A 24,015-nucleotide genomic window follows, 5' to 3' on the forward strand; every position below is an offset into this window, starting at 1 on the left:
GTCAGCCGCAATACGATTCGAGCGTGCCGCGGCGCCGGACATCGAGTGTCGCGCAGTGGAACGAGCCGCCGAAAGGCGCGTAGTGCAGCAGGTCGCACGGGATCGGCTCGAACCCCCAACTCTCCAGCGCCCGCAGTGTCCCGGTGTGGTGCCGCTCGGCGATCACCCGCTTCTCGTCGATCATGAGCACGTTCATGTTGAGCCACTTGCCGCACATCGAGGTCATCTTGAGCAGGCGCTCGTCGAGGGGGTCGGGCTCAGGGGCGACCAGGACGTCCCACGAGCTCAGAACGTCGGGCAGGTGGTCGACGTCGATGTACTCCGGGTTGATCAGCACCTTGCCGGGCGCGAGCAAGAGGAACGTCGTGTCGATGTGCATCGGCGTCCGGCAGCGGCTCTCGATCTCGTGGATGCGGTATCCACGTCCGAGATGTCGGCGCAGCCAGTCGATGCCCATCTGGTTGGTCACGTTGCTCCGCGTCACGAACAGGTCGCGTCCCGCGCGGACGAAGTCCGCCGCGTCGAAGACCGGCTCGAACTCGGTGAGGATGTAGCGCATGGGCTCGTCGGCCTCCGGCGCGCTGAAATCCTCCTCGAACAGTTCGTCGGTGAGCTGCGGCCTCGGCGCCGCCGTCCAGCGCGCGCCGCGCCGGAAGTAGTCCTTGAGCATCGTGCGGTACGAGTGCGTCTCGAAGTACCGGCACGGCCAGGCCATCGGGGTCTCGATGATTTCGTCGCCGATCACGAGCATGCTGTCGCGCGGACAGGTGTTGCAGAACCCGCGCGACGACCAGTCGGGGGTGCCGAAGCGTTGCCTGTGGTCGACCTCGTCCGGCCGCGTGACCGTGACACCGAGGGACTGCAGGAGAGCGATGAACTGATCGAGTTCCTGCTGCGCCGGCTCGATCAACATGCTCGGATATTCGAAGCCGCCGGCAAGTCCCTGCAGTCGCGCCGCCCATGGAGGGATATTGCAGGCCACGACCGGATGGTTGGAGGGAATCGTGGCGCCCTCCAGACGCCCGACGACGACCTCCTCCAGCGGGTCCCACTCATTGTGAGAACTCACCGGCGAAACGACGGGTTCCCGGGCGCCATCCGTCACGTCCGTCGACGTCGCCATCACACGTCGCCCGCGGCCCACGCACGGGCCTGTTTCACTGCCACCGCCGTCCGGATGCCGACCCTCTGCCTAACCACCATGCTCAGTCGCTTTCGATCAGGGAATCGGCAACCAGCCGCGTGCGTGCCGTTGCCTTGTCCAGGATGGTGTGCCCAGAAAGAAGGTGCAGGGCTCCTTAGGCCGAATGCCCTCGCTCAGGAAGAGCATGCCGCGGCCGACCCGGAGGCCGTATCGGCCGGATGGGCCCCGGCCGGAGGTTCTGCCGGCGGTGAACACCGGCCCGGATCGGTCTCGACGATCACTACGGTCCGGACTCATGACGACGATTGCCACACGCACGGTCGAGTACCCGGCCGATGGCTTGATGATGATCGGGCACCTCGCACTCCCGGACGGTGTCGACCGCCGGCCCGCGGTCCTGATCGGACCCGAGGGGACGGGTCTGAACGACTTCCAGCGCCGCCGGGCCGACGCCCTGGCCGAGCTGGGGTACGTGGCTCTGGCCTTCGACATCAACGGCGGGCGTTGGTTCACCGACCCGGAGGAGATGCTGGCACGTGCGATCCCGCTGCTCGCCGACCCCGACCGGATGCGGGGCATCGGCCACGCGGCGCTCGACGTGTTGCGTGCCGAACCGCGCACCGACCCCGACCGGATCGCCGCCATCGGTTACGGCACCGGGGGCGCGATCGTGCTGGAACTCGGGCGCGACGGCGTCGACCTGCGTGCGATCGGGACCATCAATGCTCTGACCACCGGCCGACCGGGCGAGGCGGCACGCATTCGCTGCCCGGTGTGGGCAGGGGTCGGGTCGGAAGACCCGATCATGCCGCCCGCCCAACGGGAGGCGTTCGCCGCCGAGATGCAGGAAGCGGGCGTCGACTGGCGCCTCGCGGTCTACGGCGGCGCCTTGCACGCCTTCCACCATCCGCCGGTCGACCAGGCCGTGGTCCCCGGCGTCGGCCACCACCCACGGCACGCACAGCGAGCCTGGCACGATGTCGTCGGCCTGCTCGCCGAGTGCCTGCCCGTGACGGCTTCTTAGGCCCGCGGCCCACTGCCCGCCCCTGCCCACTGCCCATGGGCAACTGCGCGAAGGCAGAGGAAGATCGGCGCCATGCCAACCCATGCATTCGACGTGGACGAATTCCTCCAGCAGCCCCTCACCGCACGGATCGCCACGAACGGGCCGACAGTTCGGCCGGTCTGGTTCCTCTGGGAGGACGGCGCCTTCTGGGTGCTGACAGGCCCTTGGACCCGGCTGTTCGGCCGTGTGCGGAAGGACCCCGACGTCGCCCTCGTGGTGGACGAGTGCGACCTGACAACCGGCAGCGTCCGGCAGGTGATCGCCCGAGGCCCCGCCGAGCTGGTGCCCTTCGACATCGCCCGAGGCCGCCGCAAACTCGTTCGCTACTTGGGAGCGAACGAGTCCCGGTGGGATCAACGGTTCGTGGACTATCTCCATGACGACCCCGTCGAACGGGGTACGACGTGGCTACGGCTGCGGCCCTCCACGATGACGACGCAGGACCTCAGCTACTCCGTGGTCTCTTGATGGTTCCGCTCCACGGTCTCCTGGTACTTCAGCGGGCCTGGGCCAGCTCCCAGCTCGTAGCCGCCACGTCAAGACCCGTTCGCACCCCGTCGACGACCTCCTGGGGACTCTCAGGGAGGTTGATACCTCCATCGCCGCTGGATTCGTCCGCACTGGCGGGGCCAGTCACGGCAAGGGCTGCGGCAGCAACGGTCAGGGCAACGACGATGCGCTTGGTATTCCTCATGCCCACGTGAACGATCACGCGTGGCTGAGGATACGGACGAGTCCCGATGGTGGGCCCTCACGCCCCGCGAGCACTGTGACTATCAGATCGGTGACGATCGTATGAGTAGTGACAGCTCGCCGGCTACCAGCTCGCCGGCCGGGCACTCACCGGGGGCTCTGCCGCCACCGTGCTGCGCGCGTACGGTCACCTGCGCGGACTGCCCCGGCGCCGGCTCCTCGCCCTGTTCGAACGCCGTCCGGCCCCGGGCCGGCTCGTCATGGACGGGATAGCCGTGGACCCGGTCATGCGAGGCCGCGGCGTCGGGCGCCTGCTTCTCGAGGAAGTCGCGGCCGTCGCGATGGAGCAGGGCTGCCGGGAGAGCAGACTGGACGTGATCGACACCGACCCGCGGGCCAAGGCCCTGTACGCGTTCGACCAGGATGCCGGGCTAACGCCCTGGGACGGCGTGTGGCACCTGGCCGCTTTCGCGGTGCCCGAATCGGCGCGCACAGCCCGGGACTCCCTGCGCGAGACGCTCGTCCATCTCGGCGGCGCCCCGCTCCAGGGCGGACTGTACGTCTGCGCCAATGTCTGGGAGCCGTACGTGGAAGAAGCGGCCCACCGCCTCGGGGCCCACGCCGCGCTCACCCTCCTCACCACGACGGACCTGCGTCGGGGCGTGGCCCAGGAGCCTGGAGAGCTCGCCCGCCGTCTGTGGCCCCAGCTCCTGCCGCGGCCCTGGCCCGACACAGAGGCCCGGGGGCTTCTCGCCCGGTGCTGGGCCAGCCCTGCACGGAAGGGAACACGGTGAGGAGCGGTCCTGGTGCGGGTGCGGGGGTGCGGGGCGGGTGCGGGCGACAAGGGTGTACCGCTGGGTCAGAATTGTTCCAAAGGCAGGCTTTCCCCCCACCCGCGTCAGGGGGTCTCCCCGTGCTCGATGTGCCGTTCTGGCTCTGGGCGACATTCGTGGTCACCGTGGTCGTGTCGCTGGCTGTGGACCTGCTGGCGCACCGGGAGGCGCATGTCATCGGGTTCAAGGAAGCAGCCGCCTGGAGTGGCGTGTGGATCGGTCTCGCCCTCATCTTCGGCGCGGTCGTCTTCCTCGTACTCGGCACGACTCCGGGAGTGGAGTACACCACCGCCTGGCTGCTGGAGAAGAGCCTGTCGGTCGACAACCTGTTCGTCTTCGCGCTGATCTTCGCCTACTTCAGGGTGCCGCGCGCCTACCAACACCGCGTGCTGTTCTTCGGCGTCATGGGCGCGTTGGTGTTCCGCGGGATCTTCCTGGCCGCCGGCGTGGCCGTGGTCAGCCGGTTCACCGCGGTGCTCTTCGCCTTCGCGGCCATCCTCTTCTACAGCACCTACAAAATCCTCAAGGGGGAAGAGGACAGCTTCGACCCGGGCAGGAGCATCGCCGTTCGGCTGCTGCGCAAAGTGGTGCCGGTCCGGGACGAGTACGCCGGGATGAAGTTCTTCGTGAGAGAGGCGGGCAAACGCGTCGCCACACCTCTGCTCGCGGTCGTCGCCGCGATCGAGGCCGCGGACCTGATCTTCGCCGTGGACAGCGTCCCCGCGGTCCTCGCGGTCAGTGACGACGCCTTCATCGTCTACACCAGTAACGCCTTCGCCATCCTCGGCCTGCGGGCGCTGTACTTCCTGCTCGCCGGTCTCCTCGATCGGTTCCACTACCTCAGCAAGGGCCTTGCGCTGATCCTCTCCTTCATCGGTGTGAAGCTGATCCTTCAGGCGTCGCACAAAATGATCAGCAGCAGCATCCCGGAGATCCCCTCACCCATCAGCCTCGCGGTGATCGTCACGATCCTGGCGGCAGCCGTCACACTGAGCATCCGACGACCCCCCTCGCCACCTCAGGACAGCACCCCGTCGTCGTAAAATTCTGCCCATTTTATTGCAAACTAACTTATTCTGGGCATATGCGTAGCGACGAGCATGCAAAGGCCCCGCAGGCCGGCAGTGACGTCTGCCCCGTCTGCCACAATCCCGTGCCCGCGGAGGTCTCGCGGCACAAGACGATGGGAATCTACGTCCCCCAGTGGAAGCCGGGTTCCTGCCACAACCCGGACTGCTCGAAATCCAAGCACGAGGAGAACGGCACGAGGAGCAGCAGCGGCCAGTAGCGGCCGACGCAGCGCGCCCCGGGGAGAGGCCGGTGCGGCACTCTCCCCGGGGCGCGCTCCCCTCTTCGGGCGCTGGTCCTGCCTGCTGGCAGGGGGCGTTATCCCTTCTCAGGGGAGACGTAACCGACGACGTCGCCGCGCTCGGTGTTGGAGCGTGCGCGCTTGAAGACGCCTTCCTTGCCGCTGCCGCTCGACGTCTTCGTGGTGTTGCCCTCGATGGTCGTGAGCTTCTTTCCGCTCTTGCGGTAGTCGACGACGACACCCACGTGATCCACGTCCCAGCCGTTGGTGCCGAGGCTCGGCTTGCCGCCGTCCCAGTCGTAGAGCACCGCGTCACCGGGCTTGGGGACGTAGGAGCCGCGCTTGTGCCACTTGCCGGTGCCGGCCTTGGCGGCCCGGTGGAAGGAGCCCGCCCACGGGTCGATCATCTTGGTCTTGGCGCCGGCCCTCCCACAGCACTTCGATCGGCCCGAGTAAGCGGTATTCCAATGCCATGGTCTGCCCCCCGAGGTGTCACCGCCACTGACTCACCCCTCATGTCCCCCAACCTCCTTGTGTGAGCGACGAGTTGAGAGGGCGGGCCGCCTCGGGGCCCATCTCAGCGATCGAATTCGGAAACGGAACCGTGAAGTTGCAGTGATAACCCTGTGGAACTGGTGTGGGTGGAGCCGCTTATGCTGCAGCCGACGATCACGCGGAACCTGGGGAGGGCGCGTCATGCTCGGCAAGTTGTTCGGCAGAGGTGCGATGAGACCGTCGGCCGATCCCTACGCTCTTCCAGTCCCGAATCGGCAGAGGAACGGGATGTACACGCTGCGCGCCCTCGGGGACACGCGGGTGCGCACGCTGGTGGAAGCGGCCGAATCGGGTCACTGGGAGGCGGTCAGGACGGCTCTCGCGCCCTTCGATGTCGGCCATGACCACCACGTGCTCGCGAGCTGGCCGACTTGGACGGCGTGCAGAACTGGATCGGCCGGGCCGTCGATGAGGACAAGGAGCACCGGGCGACGGCCCTGCTGATATCGGGGGCTCGCCACATCAGCTGGGGCTGGGAAGCGCGCACCGCCGACCGGGCCGTGAACGTCACGCGGGAGCAGTGGCGGGTGTTCCGCGAGCGGCTCCACATCGCCGAGGAACAGCTGCTCGAGGCCGCCGAGCTACGGCCGGGATGGGTCACGCCGTGGCGCCGCCTGCTCACCTCGGCCCGTGGCATGTCGCTGGGCCCCGTCGTCAGCGAGACACGGCTGCGGGCGGCCCTGCGCCGCGACCCACTGGACCTGGAGACACACCTCGAGTGGCTGTCGCAGATGCAGCCCCGGTGGGGCGGCAGGCCGGGCGAGGCCCTGGCCTTCGCCCGCGACGCGTTCGCCCGCGCGCCGCAGGGTCACCGTCTCGGCTGCGTGATCGCCATGGCGCACATCGAGGACTGGGTCGAGTCGGACCGCGGGGACTGCCTCGAAACTCCCGGTATCCAGGCCGAGTTGCGCAACGCGGCCGACCACAGCATCCTCCACCCCGCTTACGTCCGCCGCCCCGGCTGGCAGCACGACTTCAACATCTTCGCCATGGCGCTGGCACTGGCTGAAGAGCGCCACACGATCCGGCGCGTCTTCCAGGCCCTGGACGGCGCCTACACCGAGTGGCCCTGGGAGCACTTCGCGGAGCCCGAGAAGCAGTTCGCCCGCTACCACCGCCGCGCCTGAGCCCACCCCGGCCCCACGCCGCACTGCCCGCCACCCGTCGCTTCTCCCACTCCGGACTGCCCGATGACTCTGCCCGAAACCGCCGCGAACCCGGCCGGCGCGGACCGCACCTTCCAGGTGGATCTGCGCGGCCTCGTCGATCTCCTCTCCCATCACCTGTACTCCAGCCCCCGCGTCTACCTGCGCGAACTCCTGCAGAACGCGGTGGACGCGCTCACCGCCCGGCAGGGCCTGGCACCGGCCGGTCCTGCCGATGCCTTCGGTATCCGCCTGTACGCCGATGGCTCCGTGGTACGCGTCGAAGACGACGGCGTCGGTCTCACCGAGGCCGACGTGCACACCTTCCTCGCCACGATCGGACGCAGCAGCAAGCGCGCCGTGGGGGCCCTGGCGGACGAGCCCGTCCGAGGCTGGGGAGGCATCGCCGAGCAGCGCGGCGACTTCATCGGCCAGTTCGGCATCGGTCTGCTCTCCTGCTTTCTGGTCGCGGACGAGATCCACGTCCTCAGCCGCTCCGCCCGGAGCCCCGACGCCCCCGTCGTCCAGTGGCGGGGGCGTGGCGACGGCAGCTACACCGTCCGCACCCTGCCCGCCTCCGCACGCCCCCGGCCCGGCACCACCGTCACGCTGACGCCGCGCGGCGATGCGGCCGAGTGGACCCGGCCGGCGCAAGTACACGCGCTGGCCCGGCACTTCGGCTCCCTGCTGCGCCACCCGGTGACCTTCGACGACGGCACCGGCGGCCCCGGCGCGTCCGTCAACCCGGACCTCGCACCCTGGGCGCGCACGTATCCCACGCCGGGGGCCCGCTCCCGCGCGCTGGCCGCGTACGGCGAGGAGGTCTTCGGATTCACGCCGCTCGACACCATCGAGCTGGACCTGCCGGCCGTGGGTCTGAAGGGCATAGCGTGCGTACTGCCCGAGGCGGTGCCGACCGGCCGCCGCCACGGCCACCGCGTGCACGTCAAGGGCATGCTGCTGTCCGAGCAGGCCGAGGAGATCCTCCCCGACTGGGCCTTCTTCGTCCGCTGCGTCGTCGACACCGAGAGCCTGCGCCCGACGGCGTCGCGCGAGTCCCTCTACGAGGACGACACCCTCGCCGCGGTCCGTGACGCCCTCGCGGAGCGCCTGCGCACATGGATCGCCCGGGCCGCCGCCAGCGACCCGGACCTGCTCGCACGCTTCCTGCGAGCCCATCATCTGGCCGTGAAGTCGCTCGCGGTGCACGACGACGAGATCTTGCGGATGCTCTTGCCCTGGCTTCCGTTCGAGACCACCGACGGGCACTGCACGCTGGACGAGTTCGCGCGCACCCATCGCACCGTGCTCGTGACGTCGAGCGTGGAGGAGTTCCGGCAGGTCGCCGCGATCGCATCGGCCGCCGGGCTCGGCGTCGTCAACGGCGGCTACACCTACGACCGTGAACTGGTCCACCGACTGCCCGAGATCAGGCCCGAGGTCGGCGTCGCCGACCTCGACCCGGCGACCCTCACCGCGCACTTGGATCCCGTCGACCGGGAGACGGAGCTGACCGCCGCGGCCTACCTCGCCCTGGCCCGCGAAGCCCTCGCTGTCTTCGACTGCGACGTGGCGCTGCGCACGTTCCAGCCCGCGTCGGCCCCCGCCCTCCTCGTCGACAGCCGCGACGCCCGGCACGAGCGCACCCGCTCCCAGCTCGCCCGTGAGCAGGAGGGCGGCCTGTGGGGCGACATCCTGGGCGCCCTGCGCCAGGAGGCGCCGCGGGCCCAGCTGATCCTCAACCAGCTGAACCCCCTGGTACGCACGGCCGTCGCCATCGACGAGCCCGAGCTCGCCCGCACCAGCGCCGAGGCCCTGTACGGGCAGGCCGCACTGCTGTCCCGGCGCCCGCTCCGGCCCGCCGAATCGAGCCTCATCAACCGCTCCTTCCTCGACCTGCTCGCCCACGCCCTCCGCAAGGACAGCTGACGATGACGACCGCACCCCGGACCACCGACGAGCTGTACGAGGCGCTGCGGGAGAACGACCGGCGCCCCTACGGTCGCACCCGCACCGTCACCGCGGAGGAACTCGTCGACGCGGCCGAGCAGTTCGCCGAGCCCGTCCCGCTCATCGAAGCCCTCCTCGAGCTGCAGGAGGCGTACACCTACGGCTCCGAACCACGGAAGTCGCCCGTGGTCTTCGCCCGTCTGCTCACCCTGTTCGACGAGCAGCCCGACGTCTTCGACGAGCGCCTGCGCCACATGCTGTTCTGGCGGTTCAAATGGGTGGCGCACGCCCTGCGCGCGTTGCCCGAGGTGCCGCTGGCAGGCCTGCGCCAGTGGCTGACGGAGATGCGCGACCGGTACGAGAAGGCCGGCCTTGGGCTCCAGCCCTACTACGGCCAGGCGTACCAACTCGCCGCCCACGTGGGTGAGGACGCCACGCTCGCGTTCGAGCTGTGGGCGGGCCGCACACGCACCGGCTTGAGCGACTGCGAGGCCTGCGAGATCTGCGAGCGTGCCCTGCACCACCTCGCGGCGGGCGATGACGAGCGAGCACTGCGCGCCTGGGAGCCAGTCCTGGCCGGAGAGGAATCCTGTCAGGAGGAACCGGCCCGTTCCGTCTCGCACGCGCTGCTGCCGCTGCTGCGCACCGGTGACGCCGACCGGGCCCGCGCACTGCATCTCTCCGGCTACCGCGGCTGCCGCCGCAACCCCGCCATGGCCGGGGAGGTCGGCCGGCATCTTGAGTTCTGCGCGCTGACCGGTAACGAGGCGCGCGGCCTGGAACTGCTCTCCGAGAACCGGAGCCTGTTCGACGAGGTGGACTCGCCGCTGAGCCTGTTCGACTTCCTCACCGGCGTGGAGGTCCTCCTCCAGCGCGTGGTCCTCCTCGGGCACGGTGACCTGCCCGCCGCCGGATACCCGGGCCGCACCTGGACGGTGGCCGGCCTGCGTGCCGAGGTGCGGGGCCGCGCCGACGACCTCGCCGCCCGCTTCGACGCCCGCAACGGAACCACGGCCCACGCCGAACGCCGCACGGCCCGCCTCGACCGTGCCCCGCTCCTGGACGCGCTTGAACTGACCCTGCGCCCCCGCAGCCTCGATGATGTCGCCCCTGTCACCCCGGCGCCCGCGCGAGCCGACACCTCCACATCGCTGCCCGAACTCATCGCCCGCGCACGGGGGTTGGACGAACAGGGGCACCCGGACGCACAGGCCTGCTGGGCGCGGCTGCGTACGCTCGCCGCCTCCCGCGGCTACGCCCACCCCGATGACCCAGCCGTGGGCCCACTCGTACAGCTGCGCGCGGATCTGCTGGCCGACGAGGCGAGCCGGGCGGGTGACAAGGACGAGTTCGCCGAGGCTGCCGCCCTCCACGAAGAGGCCGCTGCCCTGTACGACGACGCCGGAGCTCCGGGGCATGCGGCGCTCGCCCGCGCCTGCGCCCTGCTCGACACCGCCCAGCTCGCCGCGGAGGACAGCGACACCATCGAGGCGAGGACCGCCGCGCTGACCGCCGCCCACGCCTCCATGGTCCGCCTGCACGAGGAGGCTCCCGGCCTCGCTCCGTACCAGGAGGCCCGCATGCTGCGGCTGCGGGCGACCACGCTCGGCATGCGCCTGCAGACATCGGGAAGCGAGGAGCATGTCGCGCCCGTCCTCGCCGAAGTGGACCTGCTCCACGCCTTCGCCACCCGGCACGACGTCGTCGGGCAGATATCCGGCGCCCTGCTGCTGCGCGTCAGTGCGTACGCCATCTCCGGCGACCTGCCCGCCGCGGTGGCCGAGATCGACGCCCTGCTCGACCGGCTGAAGACGCACGGTCCTGCCTGGCACCTGCCCCGCACGCTCGGACTGCGCGGCAAGCTCCAGCTCGGCCTGCAGGACGCGCAGGCCGCGTACGCGAACCTGACCGAAGGGCTGCGACTGGCCGCCGGCGGCCGGGCCGACGCGGTGGAAGCCGGCAGCCTGCACGGCGACCTGGCGCAGGCCTGCGTCCGCCTGGGCCGCCCCGAAGAGGCACTGCGGCATCTGACGCGCTCGGCGGAGCTGGGCCTGCGCCATGGCAGCCGTATGGACGCGTTCTGCACGTACAGCAACGCCGCCCGGCTCAGCCTCGACCTGGGGCGCGTCGAGGACTGCATCTCTCTGCTCGACTCGCTGCTTGCCGAACCGGACGTCGCCGACGGCACGTTGGACGACCGGCTCGCCGCACAGCTGCGCCTGACCCGCGCCCGCGCGCTGCACGCCGGGGAAGACCTCAAGGCCGCCACGGCAGAGTTCGTCGCCCTCGCTGCCGAGTCGGCCGGCTGGGACGACGACCCGGGGAGCCACGCGATGATCGCTGCGGAAACGGCCGTGCTCCTGGGCGAGTCCGGCGAGTTCGGGCGGGCCCGCGACGCCGCGGCCCAGGCGCTCGCCGCTCACGCCAAAGACCCTCGCTACGAACAGCTCAGCAGCTGCCTGCGCGAGCTGGCCCGCCTCCAGGCCCAGCGGCAGGGCCGTGACGGCCTGGCCGACGCCCGCGCGTTCCTTGCCGATGCCGGCCGGGTCGCCGACGAGGCCCGCGCCGCCGCGTATGAGACCCACGACCGGTCCCTGGACACCGCCCTCGCCTACGAGCACGGGCGGGTCAACGCCTACGTCGGCGAGTACGAGGAGGCGCTGGCCGCCCTGGAGAAGGCCCTCGCGCTGCTCGGTGAGCCGGGGCCAGGAGACGACCGGGCCGGCGAATGGGCCGAATGCGTGCGCCTGTCGGCCGCTGTGGAGGGGATCTACCTGGAACGCCCCTGCCCGGCCCTCACCCGTCTCGACGCGGCGGTCTCCCGCCTGACCGCCCTGGGCCACACCGAGGAGACCGAACCGCTGATCTCCTTGGCGGCCCAGTTGCGCGACGAGGAGTAGCGCGCCGGGCAGGGCGGTCGGTGAGTCAGGCTTCCTCGGTTTCGAACGTGCGCAGCAGATCGGCGGCGACACTCACGGCAATGGTCGCGGGTTCCTTCCCGGTGATGTCCGCGAGGCCGATCGGGGTCTTGATCCGATCGATGGTGGCCTCGTCGTGACCGCCCTCGGTGGCGAGGCGTTTGCGGAACCGCGCCCACTTGGCCGCCGACCCGATCAGTCCGATGGAGCCGAGATGGGTGGTGCGCAGGGCGGCGTCGCACAGCGCGGCGTCCTCGGCGTGATCATGGGTCATGATCAGGACGTGGGTGCCGTGCGGCAGCTCCGCGAGCACCTCCTCGGGCAGCAGCGGCGTGTGATGCACGTGCACCTGCCCCACCGCGTCCGCCAGCACGCCGAGCCGCCGCTCGGTGAGGAGGTCGGAGCGGCTGTCGACCAGATGGAGGTCGAGGTCCTGGCGTGCCAGGATGCGCGCGAGTTCAAGCCCGACGTGCCCGACGCCGAAGATCGCCACCGCCCGTACCACGCCCAGCGGTTCGAGCAACACCGAGACCGTGCCGCCGCAGCACTGCACGCCGTGCTGGTTGGTCACCTTGTCGTTCAGGGCGAAATCGATCAGCTCCGGCTCCGGCTTCGACGCGGCGATCATCTCCCGGGCCCGGTCGATCGCCACGGCCTCGACGTTGCCGCCACCGATCGAGCCCCACGTCTCGGTCTGCCCCACGACGAGTTTCGCTCCTGCGTCGCGCGGGGCGTGCCCGCGCACGGTCGCGACGGTCACGAGCACTCCGGGCTCCCGGCGTGCTCGTAGCCGTGCGACCGCGGCGACCCACGTCATGTCAGGCACCGTTCAACGCCGACGCTGTAGCGTCGGCTCGGTTCTTGCCGTTGTCGGTCTGTCCGTTTCCGGTGTGGCCGTTGATGGCAAGCCCGTCGGGGGCGAACCCGTTCCGGGAGGCTTCGGCCTGGCGAGCCGCCTCGATCGCCCAGAACACCGCCTCCGGCGTCGCCGGCGAAGCCAACTCGACGCTGACCCCGCTCGGCCCGAAGGCGGCGGCTGCCTGCCGCAGGGCTTCCCGTACGGAGAACGCCAACATCAGCGGAGGCTCGCCTACTGCCTTGGATCCGTACACGGCGCCTTCTTCCGTGGCGTTCTCCAGGAGCGTGACGTTGAACTCCTCGGGCATCTCCGAGAAGCTCGGCAGTTTGTAGGTGCTCGCGGCCTGGGTCAGGAGACGGCCGCGGTTCGGCCCGTCACCGGCGTCCCAGCGCATGTCCTCCAGTGTCAGCCAGCCCGCGCCCTGCACGAAACCACCCTCGACCTGACCGATGTCGATCATCGGGGACAAGCTGTCGCCGACATCGTGCACGATGTCCACGCGCCGAATGCGGTACGCGCCCGTGAAACCGTCCACCTCCACCTCGGCCGCGGCGGCGCCGTGGGAGAAGTACTTGAACGGCGAGCCCCTGAACGTCTTCGCGTCCCAGTGCAGTCCCTCGGTCCGGTAGAAACCGGCCGCCGACAGCTGAACCCGCTGGAAGTACGCGGTGCGCACCAGGTCGTCCCAGGCCAGCTCCTTGTCGCTGCCCAGGGCACGCGCCGCGCCCTCGACGATGCGCACGTCCGAGGCGTTGGAACCCAGCTGGGTGGCGGCCACCTGCGACAGCCGCTCGCGCAACTGCTCGCAGGCGTTCTTCACCGCCGCGCCGTTGAGATCCGCTCCGGCGCTCGCGGCGGTGGCGGAGGTGTTGGGGACCTTGTCGGTTCGCGTCGGCGCAAGCCGCACCTTGTGCAGCGGGATACCGAGCGTGGTCGCGGCCACCTGCAGCATCTTGGTGTGCAGGCCCTGGCCCATCTCGGTGCCACCGTGGTTGATCAGGACCGAGCCGTCCTTGTAGATCAGGACCAGTGCACCGCCCTGGTTGAAGGCGGTGAGGTTGAACGAGATCCCGAACTTGATGCCGGTGACCGCAAGGGCCCGCTTGGTGTGCGGGTGCGCGGCGTTGAAGGCGGCGATCTCGCGCTTGCGGTCGACGATCCCGGCGTTCGCCTGGACCTTCTCCCAGACAGCCGCGATCCGCTTGTGCTGGACGACCTGCTGGCCGTACGGCGTCGCCTGGCCCTGCTGGTAGAAGTTCCGCTCCCGCAACTCCATCGGGTCCAGGCCGAGCAGCGGTGCGCACCGGCCCATGATGTCCTCGATCACCAGCATGCCCTGCGGTCCGCCGAAGCCTCGGAAGGCGGTGTTGGAGACCTTGTTGGTCTTGGCGATGCGGCCGGCGATGCGCGCGTTGGGGATCCAGTAGGTGTTGTCGATGTGGCACAGCGCACGCGCCACCACCGGCTCGGAGAGGTCCAGGCTCCAGCCGCCGTCCGCGGTTAGGGTGGCGGCCAGGGCCCGGATGCGGCCGTCGGCGTCGAAGCCGATCTTCCAACTGGCGTGGAAACCATGCCGCTTGCCCGACATGGTCAGGTCCTGCGTCCGGTTGAGCCGCAGCCGGACCGGCCGGCCTGTCAGTTTGGCGCCGAGCGCGGCGATGGCCGCGAACCCGTGCGGCTGCATCTCCTTGCCGCCGAACCCGCCGCCCATACGCAGGCACTGCACCGTCACCTCGTGACTGTGCAGGCCGAGCACGTGCGCGACGATCTCCTGGGTCTCCGAAGGATGCTGGGTGCTGCTCTGGACGAACACCTGCTCCGCCTCGTCGAGATGGGCCAGCGCCGCGTGCGTCTCGAGGTAGAAGTGTTCCTGGTCGGAGAACTGGAACTCGCCGGTGAACACGTGCGCGGAGTCGGCGAAGCCCGCGTCGACGTCGCCGGTCAGCATCACTGGCCGGGCGCCGTGAAAACTCTCGGCCGCGATCGCGTCCTGCAACGTGACCAGGGAGGGCTGTTCGTCGATGTCCACCTCGACGGCCTCCGCGCCGAGCCTGGCCGCCTCCAGGGTCTCGCCGAGTACCCACGCGACAGCGTGGCCGTAGAACATGACCTCGTCGGGGAACAGCGGTTCGTCGTGCTTCATGCCGGCGTCGTTCACGCCGGGTACGTCGGCACCGGTCAGCACGCGCACCACGCCGGGCACGGCGAGCGCGGGCTCGGTGCGCAGCGCGGTGATCCTGCCGCAGGCCTTCATGACCTGGACCGGGTACGCGTGCAGCACGCCCTTGGTGCGCTGGACCAGGTCGTCGGTGTAGAGCGCGGTGCCCGTGACGTGCTGGAAGGCACTCTCGTGCGGCATCGAGACGCCGACGACGGGCTTTTCGGGGCGTTGGGACAGTTGACTCATGAGGAAACCGCCTCGGTGGTCTGCGCGTACAGCTTCAGGAGGCTCTGGCCGAGCATCGCGGAACGGTAGAGGGAGCTGGCACGGTGATCGCTCATCGGTGTGCCCTCGCCCCGCAGCACCCGGGCCGCGGCCTCGACGGTCTCCGTCGCCCAGGGCTTGCCCTCCAGGGCCGCCTCGGTGGCGAGGGAGCGGATCGGGGTGGCTGCCACGCCGCCCAGGCCGATCCGTGCCTTGCGGACGATTCCGTCCTGGATGTCGAGCGCGAAGGCGGCGGCCACGCTGGAGATGTCGTCGAAGCGCCGCTTGGCGATCTTGTGGAAGCCCACGACCGGTGACAGCGGCAGCGGGACGCGCACCGCGCGGATCAGTTCGCCGGGGCGGCGCACGCTCTGCCGGTAGCCGGTGAAGTAGTCGGCCAGGGGGACCTCGCGCTCGCCGTCTGCGTCGGCGAGGACCACCGACGCCTCCAGCGCGAGCAGCGCCGGCGGGCTGTCACCGATCGGGGAGCCGGTGCCGAGGTTGCCGCCGAGGGTCGCGCCGTTGCGAATGAGCCGGGACGCGAACTGCGGGAACAGCTGTGCCAGCAGCGGGACTTCGCCGTTCAGGTGGCGTTCGATCTCGGTGAGTGTCAGCGCGGCGCCGATCTCGACGCGGTCGGATTCGACCCGTAGCTCCCGCAGTTCGGGCAGCCGGTCGATGGCGACCACGCAATTCTCCCGCCGGGCGCGGATGTTCACCTCCACGCCCCAGTCGGTGCTTCCGGCGACCACCACCGCCTCGGGCCGCTCGCGCAGCAGTCGCAGCACTTCCGCCAGGGTGCCCGGCCGCAGGAACGACCTGTCGCCCTGGGTGTATTCGGTGGCGACCGGTGCTGGCGGGGACTGCTCGCGACGCTGAGCGAGCAGGTCCTCGTCGGTGGGTGTGCCGACGGCGAACGCGGCATCGCGAATGGGGCGATAGCCGGTGCAGCGGCACAGGTTCCCGCTCAACGCGTGCAGATCGAAGCCGTTCGGGCCGTGCTCGGCGTCAGTGCTGCCAGTGGCTTCGGCGCCGTCGGCCGGGTCCGCGTGCGCGCAGCGGTCAGGCCGGTAGTACTCGGCGGCCATGCTGCAGATGAACCCCGGTGTGCAGTAACCGCATTGGGAACCGCCGCGGACCGCCATCTCCTCCTGCACCGGGTGCAGCGTAGGAGGCGTGCCGGGCTCCCCGGGGGTGGCCAGGCCTTCGGAGGTGATGATCTCCTGACCATCGAGGGCAGCCGCCGGGACCAGGCAGGCGTTGACCGCCACCCAGTCGGTGGGCTTGTTCACCCCGGGGCGGGCCACCAGGACCGAACAGGCTCCGCATTCACCCTCGGCGCAGCCCTCCTTGGTGCCGGTGAGGCCCCGCTCGCGCAGAAAGTCCAGCGCTGTGGTGTGGGGTGCAGCCGGTGAGATCGGTGCTTCTTTCCCGTTGACGGTGATCCGCGCCGCTACCATGCCAGGCCTTCTTTTCGGTGCGTGATGGGTCGATACATCGTGTTCGCCAATTTCAGGCAGCTTTCTGTGTTCAAAGGCGCCAGTGGAAGAAGCGGGCGCAAAACGGCACGCAACAGTTACGTACCAGGGAGGTGGTGACGAGAGGGGGTGACGAGACGTGGTGACACAAGGGGGTCACGAGAAGTGCCGAATGTGCCACGGACGTGCGGACACACGTGTCACGGACGGGCAGCAGGCACGTCGGAACGGCGGGCTCAGCGGCCGTTCAGAGGGGCTGGCTCAGCAGCCGTGCGCGATGCGACCCGGAACCCAGACCGTGCGCTGGGCGAGGCGACCAAGATCAGAGCTGGTGTTCATCCGCTGGTCGCCCCCTTTCGCTGGTGACAGGTCGACAGCCACCGCAAACTAATGGCTGGAGCCATCGGGGTCAAGAGGTCGACCTCCCGCTGCCACAGGGCCCGTGTCGCCCGTCGCAGCCCCACGGTTCCGTTGAGTGGGTGTACCGCGGTTGTGCGCGCCCCGAGGACGGCGGATTCTGTAGGGGATGAACGGGGCTGATGTGGTGCCATGACGGCATGGAACGCTGAGCAAGGTGCTGATTTTCGTGGACCCCTCGACGTCACCAGGGCGGCCACGGCGGTCGTCGATGCCCAGGACACGGTCATCGGCTGGAGCCCCGCGGCGGAGCGGCTCCTCGGATACCGGCCGCAGGAGATCGTGGGGCGGCCCCTGAGCACGTTCCTCTCCCCCGGCCCGGCGCCCCCTGTCCTGCCGCTCCCTCCCGAGTTCCGGGGCAACGAGATCCGCGTCGCCCGGCACCGGGACGGGCATGAGCTGATCGTCGCCACCGCGGTGTGTGCCCTGCCGGGCGACGGCACGGCGGCGCGCGTCCTCGTCGCGACGGAGCTGAAGGACCTCCAGCTGTGGGAATCCCGGCTTGCCCTGTTGCACGGGCTTGCCACCCAGTCACCCGTCGGCCTCGGCATCTACGACGATGACCTGCGTCTGACCTGGTGCAATACGGCTTTCGAACGAGAGATCGGGCGGCCGTTCGCCGAGTTCCGGGGTCGTCGGGCCGATGAGCTGTACTCCGAGGGAAAATTCGTGACCAAGGGACATCCGCCCACTCTCGAAGCGGTCATGCGGCATGTCCTGGACACCGGAGAACCCTTCCTGGATCTGCACTTCCAGGGCAAGCCGCCCAGCGATCCGGAGACGGTCCACCTGTGGTCCTGCGCCTACTACCGGCTCCAGGACGCCGACGGACGCGTCATCGGCGTCTGCGAGGACGCGTTCGACATCTCCGACCGCTACAAGGCCCAGCGACGTCTGGCCCTGCTCGTCGAGGCGGGCCGCGGCATCGGCACCGCCCTCGACGTGCGGGTCACCGCCGAGAAGATCACCGAAGTGGCGGTACCGGAGTTCGCCCACACGGTGACGGTCGACCTCGCGCAGGCCGTACTGGAGGGCGAGGTGCCGGCCACCAGCGGCGCGGCGGCGACATCCCTGGTGCGGGTCGCCCGCTGCTCGGCCGCGGAAACCGATCGGGAGAGGCCGGGGCAGCGGCCCCTGCCCCCTCCCTCCGCCGAGAACCACGTCGTCGAGAACGGCGCCGTCGAGAACCACCTCGTGGAATACCCGCCCGACTCGCCGCAGCACCGCAGCCTCGCCTCGGGCGGGCTCGTGCTCGACGACACGGACCTGGTCGTGCCCCTGCGGGCCGGGAACAGCACCCTGGGGCTCGTCACCTTCATGCGCGACGGCACCGGTTCGACCACCTTCGACAGCGGCGAAGTGGCACTGGCCGACGAGTTGGTCGCCCGTACGGCTGTGTCCATCGACAACGCCCGCCGCTTCACCCGGGAGCGGACCGCCTCTCTCGCCCTCCAGCGCCAGTTGCTGCCGCAGCACGTGCCGGAGCAGTCAGCGGTCGAGCTGGCGCACCGCTACCTGCCCACGGACGACGTGACGGGCGTCGGCGGTGACTGGTTCGACGTCATCCCGCTGTCCGGAACCCGGGTCGGACTCGTGGTCGGGGACGTGGTCGGTCACGGTCTGCAGGCGGCGGCCACCATGGGCCGGCTGCGCACGACCGTACGCGCGTTCGCCCAGATGGACATGGATCCCGTCGAGCTGCTCTCGCGGCTCGACGATCTGGTGGCGCAGTCGGCGGAGGAGCAGCGCAGCGAGCTGGGCACGCCCGACGGGACCTATGCCGATGTGACCACCGGGGCGACCTGTCTCTACGCGGTCTACGACCCGGTGTCGCGGCGCTGCGTCATGGCCAGGGCCGGGCACCTGCCGCCCGCGGTCGTCGCCGCGGACGGCCGGCCGACCTTCCCCGACCTGCCGGCGGGACCGCCCCTGGGCCTGGGCGGCCTGCCGTTCGAGTCGATGGAGATCGAGCTGCCGGTGGGCAGCCTGCTCGCTCTCTTCACCGACGGCCTGGTCGAGGCGCGCGACCGCGACATCGATCACGGACTGGACACTCTGGGGCGGGTGCTCAGCGACCGGCATGCCTCGCTCGAGGAACTGTGCGACCGGGCCGTGGCACAACTCCTGCCGAGCGGCTCGACTGCCGACGACACCGCCCTGCTGCTCGTCCGCACCCGCGAGCTCGACGCTTCGCAGGTCACCGAATGGGAGTTGCCCGCACAGCCGGTCGCCGTGGGCCGCGCCCGGGAGCTGGCGACCCAACAGCTGCACCAATGGGGACTTGAGGAGCTGACGTTCGCGACCGAGCTCGTCGTCAGCGAGCTGGTGACCAACGCGGTCAGATATGCCGAGGGCCCGATCCAGGTACGCCTCATCCGCGACCGCACTCTGCTGTGCGAGGTCGCGGACAGAGGCCACACCTCACCGCACCTGCGCCACAGCGGCGACGACGACGAAGGCGGACGCGGCCTGTTCATCGTCGCGCAACTGGTCCAGAGGTGGGGAACGCGCTACACCCGCTCCGGCAAGACCATCTGGACCGAACAGGCCTTCCCGGCGGCGGGGTGAGGCGGGCCCTCAGCTGATGAAGCGGTCCGGGTCGGGGCCGGTCCGCTCGTCGCGGTTCAGCGCGGAGATCTCACCGATGTCGCCCTCGCTCAGCTCGAAGTCGAAGAGGTCGAAGTTCTCCTCGATGCGCTTCTGGGTCCCCGACTTGGGAAAGACGATGTCCCCGCGCTGGATGTGCCAGCGCAGGGTCACCTGGGCCGGAGACTTGCCCACCCGCTGCGCGATGCGGTTGATGGTGGGGTCGTCGAGCACCTTGCCCTGCGCGATGGGCGACCAGGCCTCGGTGGCGATGTCGTGCTCGGCGCCGAAGGCCCTGACGTCGTCCTGGGTGAGGTAGGGGTGCACCTCGATCTGGTTGACCGCGGGCACCACGTCGCTGTCCTGCAGCAGCCGGCGCAGGTGGTGGGGTTGGAAGTTGGAGACTCCGATGGCCTTGGACCGTCCCGAGCGGTAGATCTCCTCCAGGGCCTTCCAGGTCTCCACGAAGTCACCCTTGCCGGGCAGCGGCCAGTGGATGAGGAAGAGGTCCAGGTAGTCGAATCCCAGATCGTCCATGGTGCGGTCGAACGCCTTGAGGGCATCGTCGTGCGCGTGGGCGTCGTTGTTGAGCTTGCTGGTCACGAAGATGTCGGCACGGTCGATGCCGGAGTCACGCACGGCCTGGCCGACCTCCTTCTCGTTGCCGTACATCTCGGCCGTGTCGATGTGCCGGTAGCCCGCTTCCAGCGCGGCCAGCGTCGTCTCCCGGGTCTCCTCCGGCTCGATCTGGAAGGTGCCGAAGCCGAGCTGGGGGATCCGCACTGCGTTGTTGAGGGTGATGTCGGGTACTGCGGTCACGGTGGCTCCTCGTATGGCTCATTGCTGGTGGTCAGGGTTGTCCCGCCGTGGACGTACGGGACGGCGCGGCTTTCAGCCGGCGATTCCGTGCAGTTCCGCGTCGGGCGGCAGGACCCGGACGAGCTTGCGGTTCACGAACTCCCGCATACCGAGCTTCGAGAGCTCACGTCCGTAGCCCGAGCGTTTGATTCCGCCGAACGGCAGGTCGGGCTGGGTCGAGGTCGGGTGGTTCACCCAGACCATGCCGGTCTCCACGCGCTCGGCCACCCGGCGGCCCCGCTCGACGTCCGCGCAGAACACGGATCCGCCGAGGCCGTACTGGCTGTCGTTGGCGAGGGCGATGGCCTCGTCCTCGTCGGCCACGCGGTAGATGACCGCGGCGGGTCCGAAGAGCTCCTCGGCGTAGGCGCGCATGCCCGGCTTGACGCCGGTGATGATCGTCGGCTCGACGAAGGCACCGGGGCGGTCGATGCGGTGCCCACCGGTGACCAGTTCCGCTCCCTGGTCCACCGTCTCGCGGATCTGGTCGGCCAGGTCCGCGGCCGCCTGCTCGGAGGAGAGCGGACCCAGGGTGGTCGCCTCGTCCGCGGGGTCGCCCGGCCGCAGCGCCTCGAACTCGCGGCGCAGCCCGTCGACGAAGTCGTCGTACACGTCCTCAAGGACGATGAACCGTTTCGAGGCCACGCAGCTCTGGCCGGTGTTCGCCATCCGGCCCGCCGCCGCGGCCCCGATGGTGCGGTCGAGACTCTCGCCGTCGAGGACGATGAAGACGTCGCTGCCGCCGAGCTCCAGCAGGCTGGGCTTCATGTTCCGCCCGGCCCGTTCGGCGACCTTGGACCCTGCCCCCTCGCTGCCGGTGAGGGAGGCTCCGCGGACCACCGGGCTGTCGATGATGCGCGAGATCTCCTCGTGGCTCACGAAGAGGTTCGTGTAGACGCCTTCGGGGGCCTGGGCGTCGCGGAAGAGAGTCTCCAGGGCGAGTGCGGACTGCGGGCAGATGCCCGCGTGCTTGACCAGTACGGTGTTGCCGAGCACCAGGTTCGGCCCGGCGAAACGGACCACCTGGTAGAGCGGGAAGTTCCACGGCATGACACCCAGAAGCACGCCGAGGGGGTCGCTGACGAGGTACGCCTCGCCCTCCCCCTCGAAGTCCAGCGGCTCGGCCGCGGCGAAATCCGGGCCGCGGCGCGCATAGTACTCCAGGATCGACGCGGCCAGGTCCACCTCACCGCGCGCTTCCCCGATCAGCTTGCCCATCTCCAGGGTGATGAGCTGGGCCAGCTCTTCCTTGCGTTCCTTCATCAGTTCGGCCGCACGACCGACGACGGCCGCGCGCTCCGCGATCGGACGCTTCCGCCATGCGTCGAACGCATGGCCCGCGGTCTCCAGCGTGGAATCGACTTCTTCGCCCTCGATGACCGGGAACTCCACGAGGGTCTCCCCCGTGTACGGGCTCACGGTCGCGAACGGACTCTTGCGCTGATCCGACATGAATTCTCCAGAGCGACGAGCGCGGGCAGCTTGGGACACAGGGCGGAACGCCGCGTTCCGGCCCCATCCCGGGGTACCCGACACCGCGGGGCGCAAACAGCTCATATGCAAAAAAGGGCGCATATGCCCCTGCGGGTGGGGAGGCGCCCGGCGGACTCATGGCGGACTCATCCCCGGTTACCCACCGGCGCCGCGGGCCCCACATGGATCCTCAGGTCACCCACCCGATGGGACGGCCAGTCGCGCGCGAACCCCGGCGGTCTGTCCTCCGCCCTGGCGAGGGCGGCCGTCGGCGTCCGCTGTGCGGTCCGCAGGAGCTCCGCCCGGGTGGTGCTGGCGTTGTGCCCCTGGGTCTGGGCGGATGAACACCCGGCGTAGAAGGCGATCGGGAGCGCCTCGTGCCCGTTCAGCACACAGGGCGGGCGTACGCCGAGCCGGTGAAGCTCGGCCGCCGTACGGGCCCACTCCTGACGGCCGGCGGTGGAGCGACGCACGGCGTCCTCGAGGATCACGTACTGCGTGGCCAGATGCCCCACGAAGAGCAGCGCAGCCATCGTCACCACCGCCGGCCGCCACGCTCGGCGCGTGGTGGTGACCAGATGGATGAGGGCGTCGGCGACCGGGATGGCCACCAGCGCGTAGAACGGGAGCAGGAAGCGCGGCGCGGCGTATCCGATCATGAACAGGTACGGGACGCTCGCCGTCGCGGCGCAGACCAGCGGCAGGAGCGTACGAGCGGTGCGCCGCCCCCTGACCGCGACGGCGAGACCCAGCGCGGCGAGCAGCGGCAGGGCGAACCACCACGCGATCAGCTCCGGGGCCGGAAGCGAACTGTCGCACGGACGGCACAGAGTCTGACCGCCCAGGCTGCGCAGCTGATCCAGGACGGCGATGTTCCAGCCGAGGCCGCCCTGGATCCGCGAGGCGTCGGCCAGACGCGCGCCGAGGCCGCCGAAACTGACGTACGCCTCGACCACCCAGCCGACAGCACCCGTCCCGAGCCCCGCGACGAGCGCCGCGAGCAGCCGGGGTCGCCGCCACCGGCGGAAGCACACCAGCAGCGCGAACAGCGGGAGGACCACCCAGACGGCGTCGGTGGGCCGCATCCACGCCAGCAGCGCCGCGCTCGCGCCCACGCCCCACAGCGCGGCCCGGTCGCGGCGGTCGGCCTGGGCACGCAGGAAGCATCCGACACCGGCCAGGGCGCCGATCGCGACCCAGTAGTTGGGCATGACCTCCGGGCCGTAGAAGACGCTCACCCAGAGCGAGGCGAACAGGACACCGGCCAGGACCACCACCCGTTGCGGGAAGAGCCCGCGCCAGGCGCGCAGCGCCAGGAAGAGGCCGAGGCCGGACAGCAGGGCCATGTAGACGCGCAGGAGTGAGGTGGACGACGACCAGGAGGCGATCGGCGCGGCCAGCAGGGAGATGCCTCGGGACCGGGGTGCGCTGAAGAACGCCGCCGGGGCGTGGCCGCTGACCTGGCTGACGTACACCGCCTCGTCCCACCCGAGCCCCATGCCGGGCCGTACGAGGGCCAACTGGACCAGCGTGAAAGCCACCGCCACGGCAGCCAGCCACCCCTGACCGGCGACGCGTCGCGGCGTACGGACTACCGGCGTCGGGCCGCGGCTCTCCACTCCGACGAGCGGGGCACTCAAGGTCTTGACCATCGCCTGCCTTCCCCCCTACACGCAGCAGGGCTCCCCTTCCGGCCTACTGGGCGCAGGACGAAAGGCACTAGTCGGAAAAACGTGCACAAACTAACCCGACTCACCGGGGAGCGCAGCGCGAAGATCCGGGTCATGGGCCGACGACGGAGACAGGACCGCGCGGGCCGGCACGCCGAAGGGCGCCTGTCTCTCCCGACCGTTCGGCGACATGCGCCGCCCGGCGCCCCTGTCTCCGTTCGGTTTACGCGCGTCACATCCGGGGAGGCGCACCGGACTTGACACGGGAGGTGCACTTTGTTCCCCAACGCGGGACAGAACGGCCAGTGGGTCCGCACGCGCACGGAGGCGGACGCGAAGGCCTTCATCGAGGAGAAGCACGCCGATCAGGAACGCTCCCTCCAAACGGGGACCGGCACGCTGATCCTTACGGCTGTGGTCGTACTGCTCGTGGCCGCAGGAGCCCTGTACAGCCGGCTCAGCTGACGACCCGTCCGCTGCATGCGCGGCTCACGCCACGAACCTGGTTCGGGCTCGCTCGCAGAGCACGGCGGCCAACCGAAAGCCCCTGCCTCGGCGCCGAGGGCCGAGCGCCGAGGCAGGGGTAGGGGCAGGGGGTAGGGGCAGGGGGCAGGGGGCAGGGGGCAGGGGCACAAA

At 70.0% G+C, this 24,015-nt stretch carries 16 protein-coding genes and 2 pseudogenes; 10 read left to right on the forward strand and 8 right to left on the reverse strand.

Going from position 1 to position 24,015, the window contains the following annotated elements:
* Position 1: 1 nt before the first annotated feature.
* On the reverse strand, positions 2-1,123 hold the full coding sequence (locus tag ACZ5WE_RS08550; RefSeq protein ID WP_467684467.1) for an amidinotransferase: 1,122 nt from the start codon (positions 1,121-1,123) through the stop codon (positions 2-4).
* A gap of 316 nt (positions 1,124-1,439) precedes the next feature.
* On the opposite strand from ACZ5WE_RS08550, the gene ACZ5WE_RS08555 reads away from it, so the two are divergent.
* The 5 genes from ACZ5WE_RS08555 to ACZ5WE_RS08575 all read left to right on the forward strand — a co-directional run bounded on the left by ACZ5WE_RS08555 (position 1,440) and on the right by ACZ5WE_RS08575 (position 5,024).
* Positions 1,440-2,168: a dienelactone hydrolase family protein gene (locus ACZ5WE_RS08555; RefSeq protein ID WP_467684465.1), complete on the forward strand. Its 729-nt coding sequence runs from the start codon at positions 1,440-1,442 to the stop codon at positions 2,166-2,168.
* Positions 2,169-2,240: 72 nt separating this feature from the next.
* Complete coding sequence (locus tag ACZ5WE_RS08560; RefSeq protein WP_467684463.1) at positions 2,241-2,678, forward strand: pyridoxamine 5'-phosphate oxidase family protein; 438 nt, start codon at positions 2,241-2,243, stop codon at positions 2,676-2,678.
* Positions 2,679-3,073: 395 nt separating this feature from the next.
* Positions 3,074-3,697: a GNAT family N-acetyltransferase gene (locus tag ACZ5WE_RS08565; RefSeq protein ID WP_467684461.1), complete on the forward strand. Its 624-nt coding sequence runs from the start codon at positions 3,074-3,076 to the stop codon at positions 3,695-3,697.
* Positions 3,698-3,816: 119 nt separating this feature from the next.
* A complete protein-coding gene (locus tag ACZ5WE_RS08570) occupies positions 3,817-4,779 on the forward strand; it encodes a TerC family protein (protein ID WP_467684459.1) in 963 nt (320 codons plus the stop codon).
* A 41-nt stretch (positions 4,780-4,820) separates the two neighbouring features.
* A complete protein-coding gene (locus tag ACZ5WE_RS08575; RefSeq protein WP_467684457.1) occupies positions 4,821-5,024 on the forward strand; it encodes a hypothetical protein in 204 nt (67 codons plus the stop codon).
* 98 nt (positions 5,025-5,122) lie between these two features.
* Here ACZ5WE_RS08575 and ACZ5WE_RS08580 read toward each other — a convergent pair.
* Positions 5,123-5,473, reverse strand: a pseudogene (locus ACZ5WE_RS08580) (CHAP domain-containing protein); the annotation flags it as partial.
* 268 nt (positions 5,474-5,741) lie between these two features.
* Here ACZ5WE_RS08580 and ACZ5WE_RS08585 point away from each other — a divergent pair.
* The 3 genes and pseudogenes from ACZ5WE_RS08585 to ACZ5WE_RS08595 all read left to right on the forward strand — a co-directional run bounded on the left by ACZ5WE_RS08585 (position 5,742) and on the right by ACZ5WE_RS08595 (position 11,595).
* Positions 5,742-6,727, forward strand: a pseudogene (locus ACZ5WE_RS08585) (hypothetical protein).
* Between the two features lie 63 nt (positions 6,728-6,790).
* The gene (locus tag ACZ5WE_RS08590; protein ID WP_467684455.1) at positions 6,791-8,674 is read left to right on the forward strand and encodes an HSP90 family protein; all 1,884 of its coding nucleotides are present in this window, start codon (positions 6,791-6,793) and stop codon (positions 8,672-8,674) included.
* Positions 8,675-8,676: 2 nt separating this feature from the next.
* Positions 8,677-11,595 carry a hypothetical protein gene (locus ACZ5WE_RS08595; protein WP_467684454.1) on the forward strand — a complete coding sequence of 973 codons (2,919 nt, stop codon included), beginning with the start codon at positions 8,677-8,679 and terminating at the stop codon, positions 11,593-11,595.
* 25 nt (positions 11,596-11,620) lie between these two features.
* Here the strand turns inward: ACZ5WE_RS08595 and xdhC are convergent, their stop codons facing one another.
* The 3 genes from xdhC to ACZ5WE_RS08610 are packed head-to-tail and all read right to left on the reverse strand — an operon-like array spanning position 11,621 to position 16,357.
* Positions 11,621-12,430: a xanthine dehydrogenase accessory protein XdhC gene (xdhC, locus tag ACZ5WE_RS08600; RefSeq protein WP_467684453.1), complete on the reverse strand. Its 810-nt coding sequence runs from the start codon at positions 12,428-12,430 to the stop codon at positions 11,621-11,623.
* 1 nt (position 12,431) lies between these two features.
* Entirely contained in the window at positions 12,432-14,879 is a 2,448-nt protein-coding gene (gene xdhB, locus ACZ5WE_RS08605; RefSeq protein WP_467684452.1) for a xanthine dehydrogenase molybdopterin binding subunit, read from the reverse strand.
* On the reverse strand, positions 14,876-16,357 hold the full coding sequence (locus tag ACZ5WE_RS08610; RefSeq protein WP_467684450.1) for a xanthine dehydrogenase small subunit: 1,482 nt from the start codon (positions 16,355-16,357) through the stop codon (positions 14,876-14,878). The genes xdhB and ACZ5WE_RS08610 overlap by 4 nt, the downstream gene beginning before the upstream one ends.
* 567 nt (positions 16,358-16,924) lie before the next feature.
* Between ACZ5WE_RS08610 and ACZ5WE_RS08615 the strand changes: the two genes are divergently transcribed.
* Complete coding sequence (locus tag ACZ5WE_RS08615) at positions 16,925-19,360, forward strand: SpoIIE family protein phosphatase (protein WP_467684448.1); 2,436 nt, start codon at positions 16,925-16,927, stop codon at positions 19,358-19,360.
* A 9-nt stretch (positions 19,361-19,369) separates the two neighbouring features.
* Here ACZ5WE_RS08615 and ACZ5WE_RS08620 read toward each other — a convergent pair whose 3' ends face one another.
* The 3 genes from ACZ5WE_RS08620 to ACZ5WE_RS08630 all read right to left on the reverse strand — a co-directional run bounded on the left by ACZ5WE_RS08620 (position 19,370) and on the right by ACZ5WE_RS08630 (position 23,361).
* Positions 19,370-20,197 carry an aldo/keto reductase gene (locus tag ACZ5WE_RS08620; protein WP_467684446.1) on the reverse strand — a complete coding sequence of 276 codons (828 nt, stop codon included), beginning with the start codon at positions 20,195-20,197 and terminating at the stop codon, positions 19,370-19,372.
* Between the two features lie 72 nt (positions 20,198-20,269).
* Positions 20,270-21,688, reverse strand: a complete 1,419-nt coding sequence (locus tag ACZ5WE_RS08625; protein ID WP_467684444.1) for an NAD-dependent succinate-semialdehyde dehydrogenase — start codon at positions 21,686-21,688, stop codon at positions 20,270-20,272.
* Positions 21,689-21,855: 167 nt separating this feature from the next.
* Positions 21,856-23,361 (reverse strand): hypothetical protein, encoded by a 1,506-nt coding sequence (locus tag ACZ5WE_RS08630; protein ID WP_467684442.1) that lies wholly within the window; start codon positions 23,359-23,361, stop codon positions 21,856-21,858.
* Between the two features lie 294 nt (positions 23,362-23,655).
* Here ACZ5WE_RS08630 and ACZ5WE_RS08635 point away from each other — a divergent pair, with 294 nt between their 5' ends.
* Positions 23,656-23,844 (forward strand): hypothetical protein, encoded by a 189-nt coding sequence (locus ACZ5WE_RS08635; protein WP_467684440.1) that lies wholly within the window; start codon positions 23,656-23,658, stop codon positions 23,842-23,844.
* Positions 23,845-24,015 lie beyond the last annotated feature (171 nt).

The organism is Streptomyces sp. NPDC033180, from assembly GCF_055577645.1.

Coding starts and splice junctions, on each gene's coding strand:
- ACZ5WE_RS08550 (WP_467684467.1), bottom strand. CDS start 1,123: ATGGCGACGTCGACGGACGTGACGGATGGCGCCCGGGAACCCGTCGTT.
- ACZ5WE_RS08555 (WP_467684465.1), top strand. CDS start 1,440: ATGACGACGATTGCCACACGCACGGTCGAGTACCCGGCCGATGGCTTG.
- ACZ5WE_RS08560 (WP_467684463.1), top strand. CDS start 2,241: ATGCCAACCCATGCATTCGACGTGGACGAATTCCTCCAGCAGCCCCTC.
- ACZ5WE_RS08575 (WP_467684457.1), top strand. CDS start 4,821: ATGCGTAGCGACGAGCATGCAAAGGCCCCGCAGGCCGGCAGTGACGTC.
- ACZ5WE_RS08590 (WP_467684455.1), top strand. CDS start 6,791: ATGACTCTGCCCGAAACCGCCGCGAACCCGGCCGGCGCGGACCGCACC.
- ACZ5WE_RS08595 (WP_467684454.1), top strand. CDS start 8,677: ATGACGACCGCACCCCGGACCACCGACGAGCTGTACGAGGCGCTGCGG.
- xdhC (WP_467684453.1), bottom strand. CDS start 12,430: ATGACGTGGGTCGCCGCGGTCGCACGGCTACGAGCACGCCGGGAGCCC.
- xdhB (WP_467684452.1), bottom strand. CDS start 14,879: ATGAGTCAACTGTCCCAACGCCCCGAAAAGCCCGTCGTCGGCGTCTCG.
- ACZ5WE_RS08610 (WP_467684450.1), bottom strand. CDS start 16,357: ATGGTAGCGGCGCGGATCACCGTCAACGGGAAAGAAGCACCGATCTCA.
- ACZ5WE_RS08615 (WP_467684448.1), top strand. CDS start 16,925: ATGACGGCATGGAACGCTGAGCAAGGTGCTGATTTTCGTGGACCCCTC.
- ACZ5WE_RS08625 (WP_467684444.1), bottom strand. CDS start 21,688: ATGTCGGATCAGCGCAAGAGTCCGTTCGCGACCGTGAGCCCGTACACG.
- ACZ5WE_RS08630 (WP_467684442.1), bottom strand. CDS start 23,361: ATGGTCAAGACCTTGAGTGCCCCGCTCGTCGGAGTGGAGAGCCGCGGC.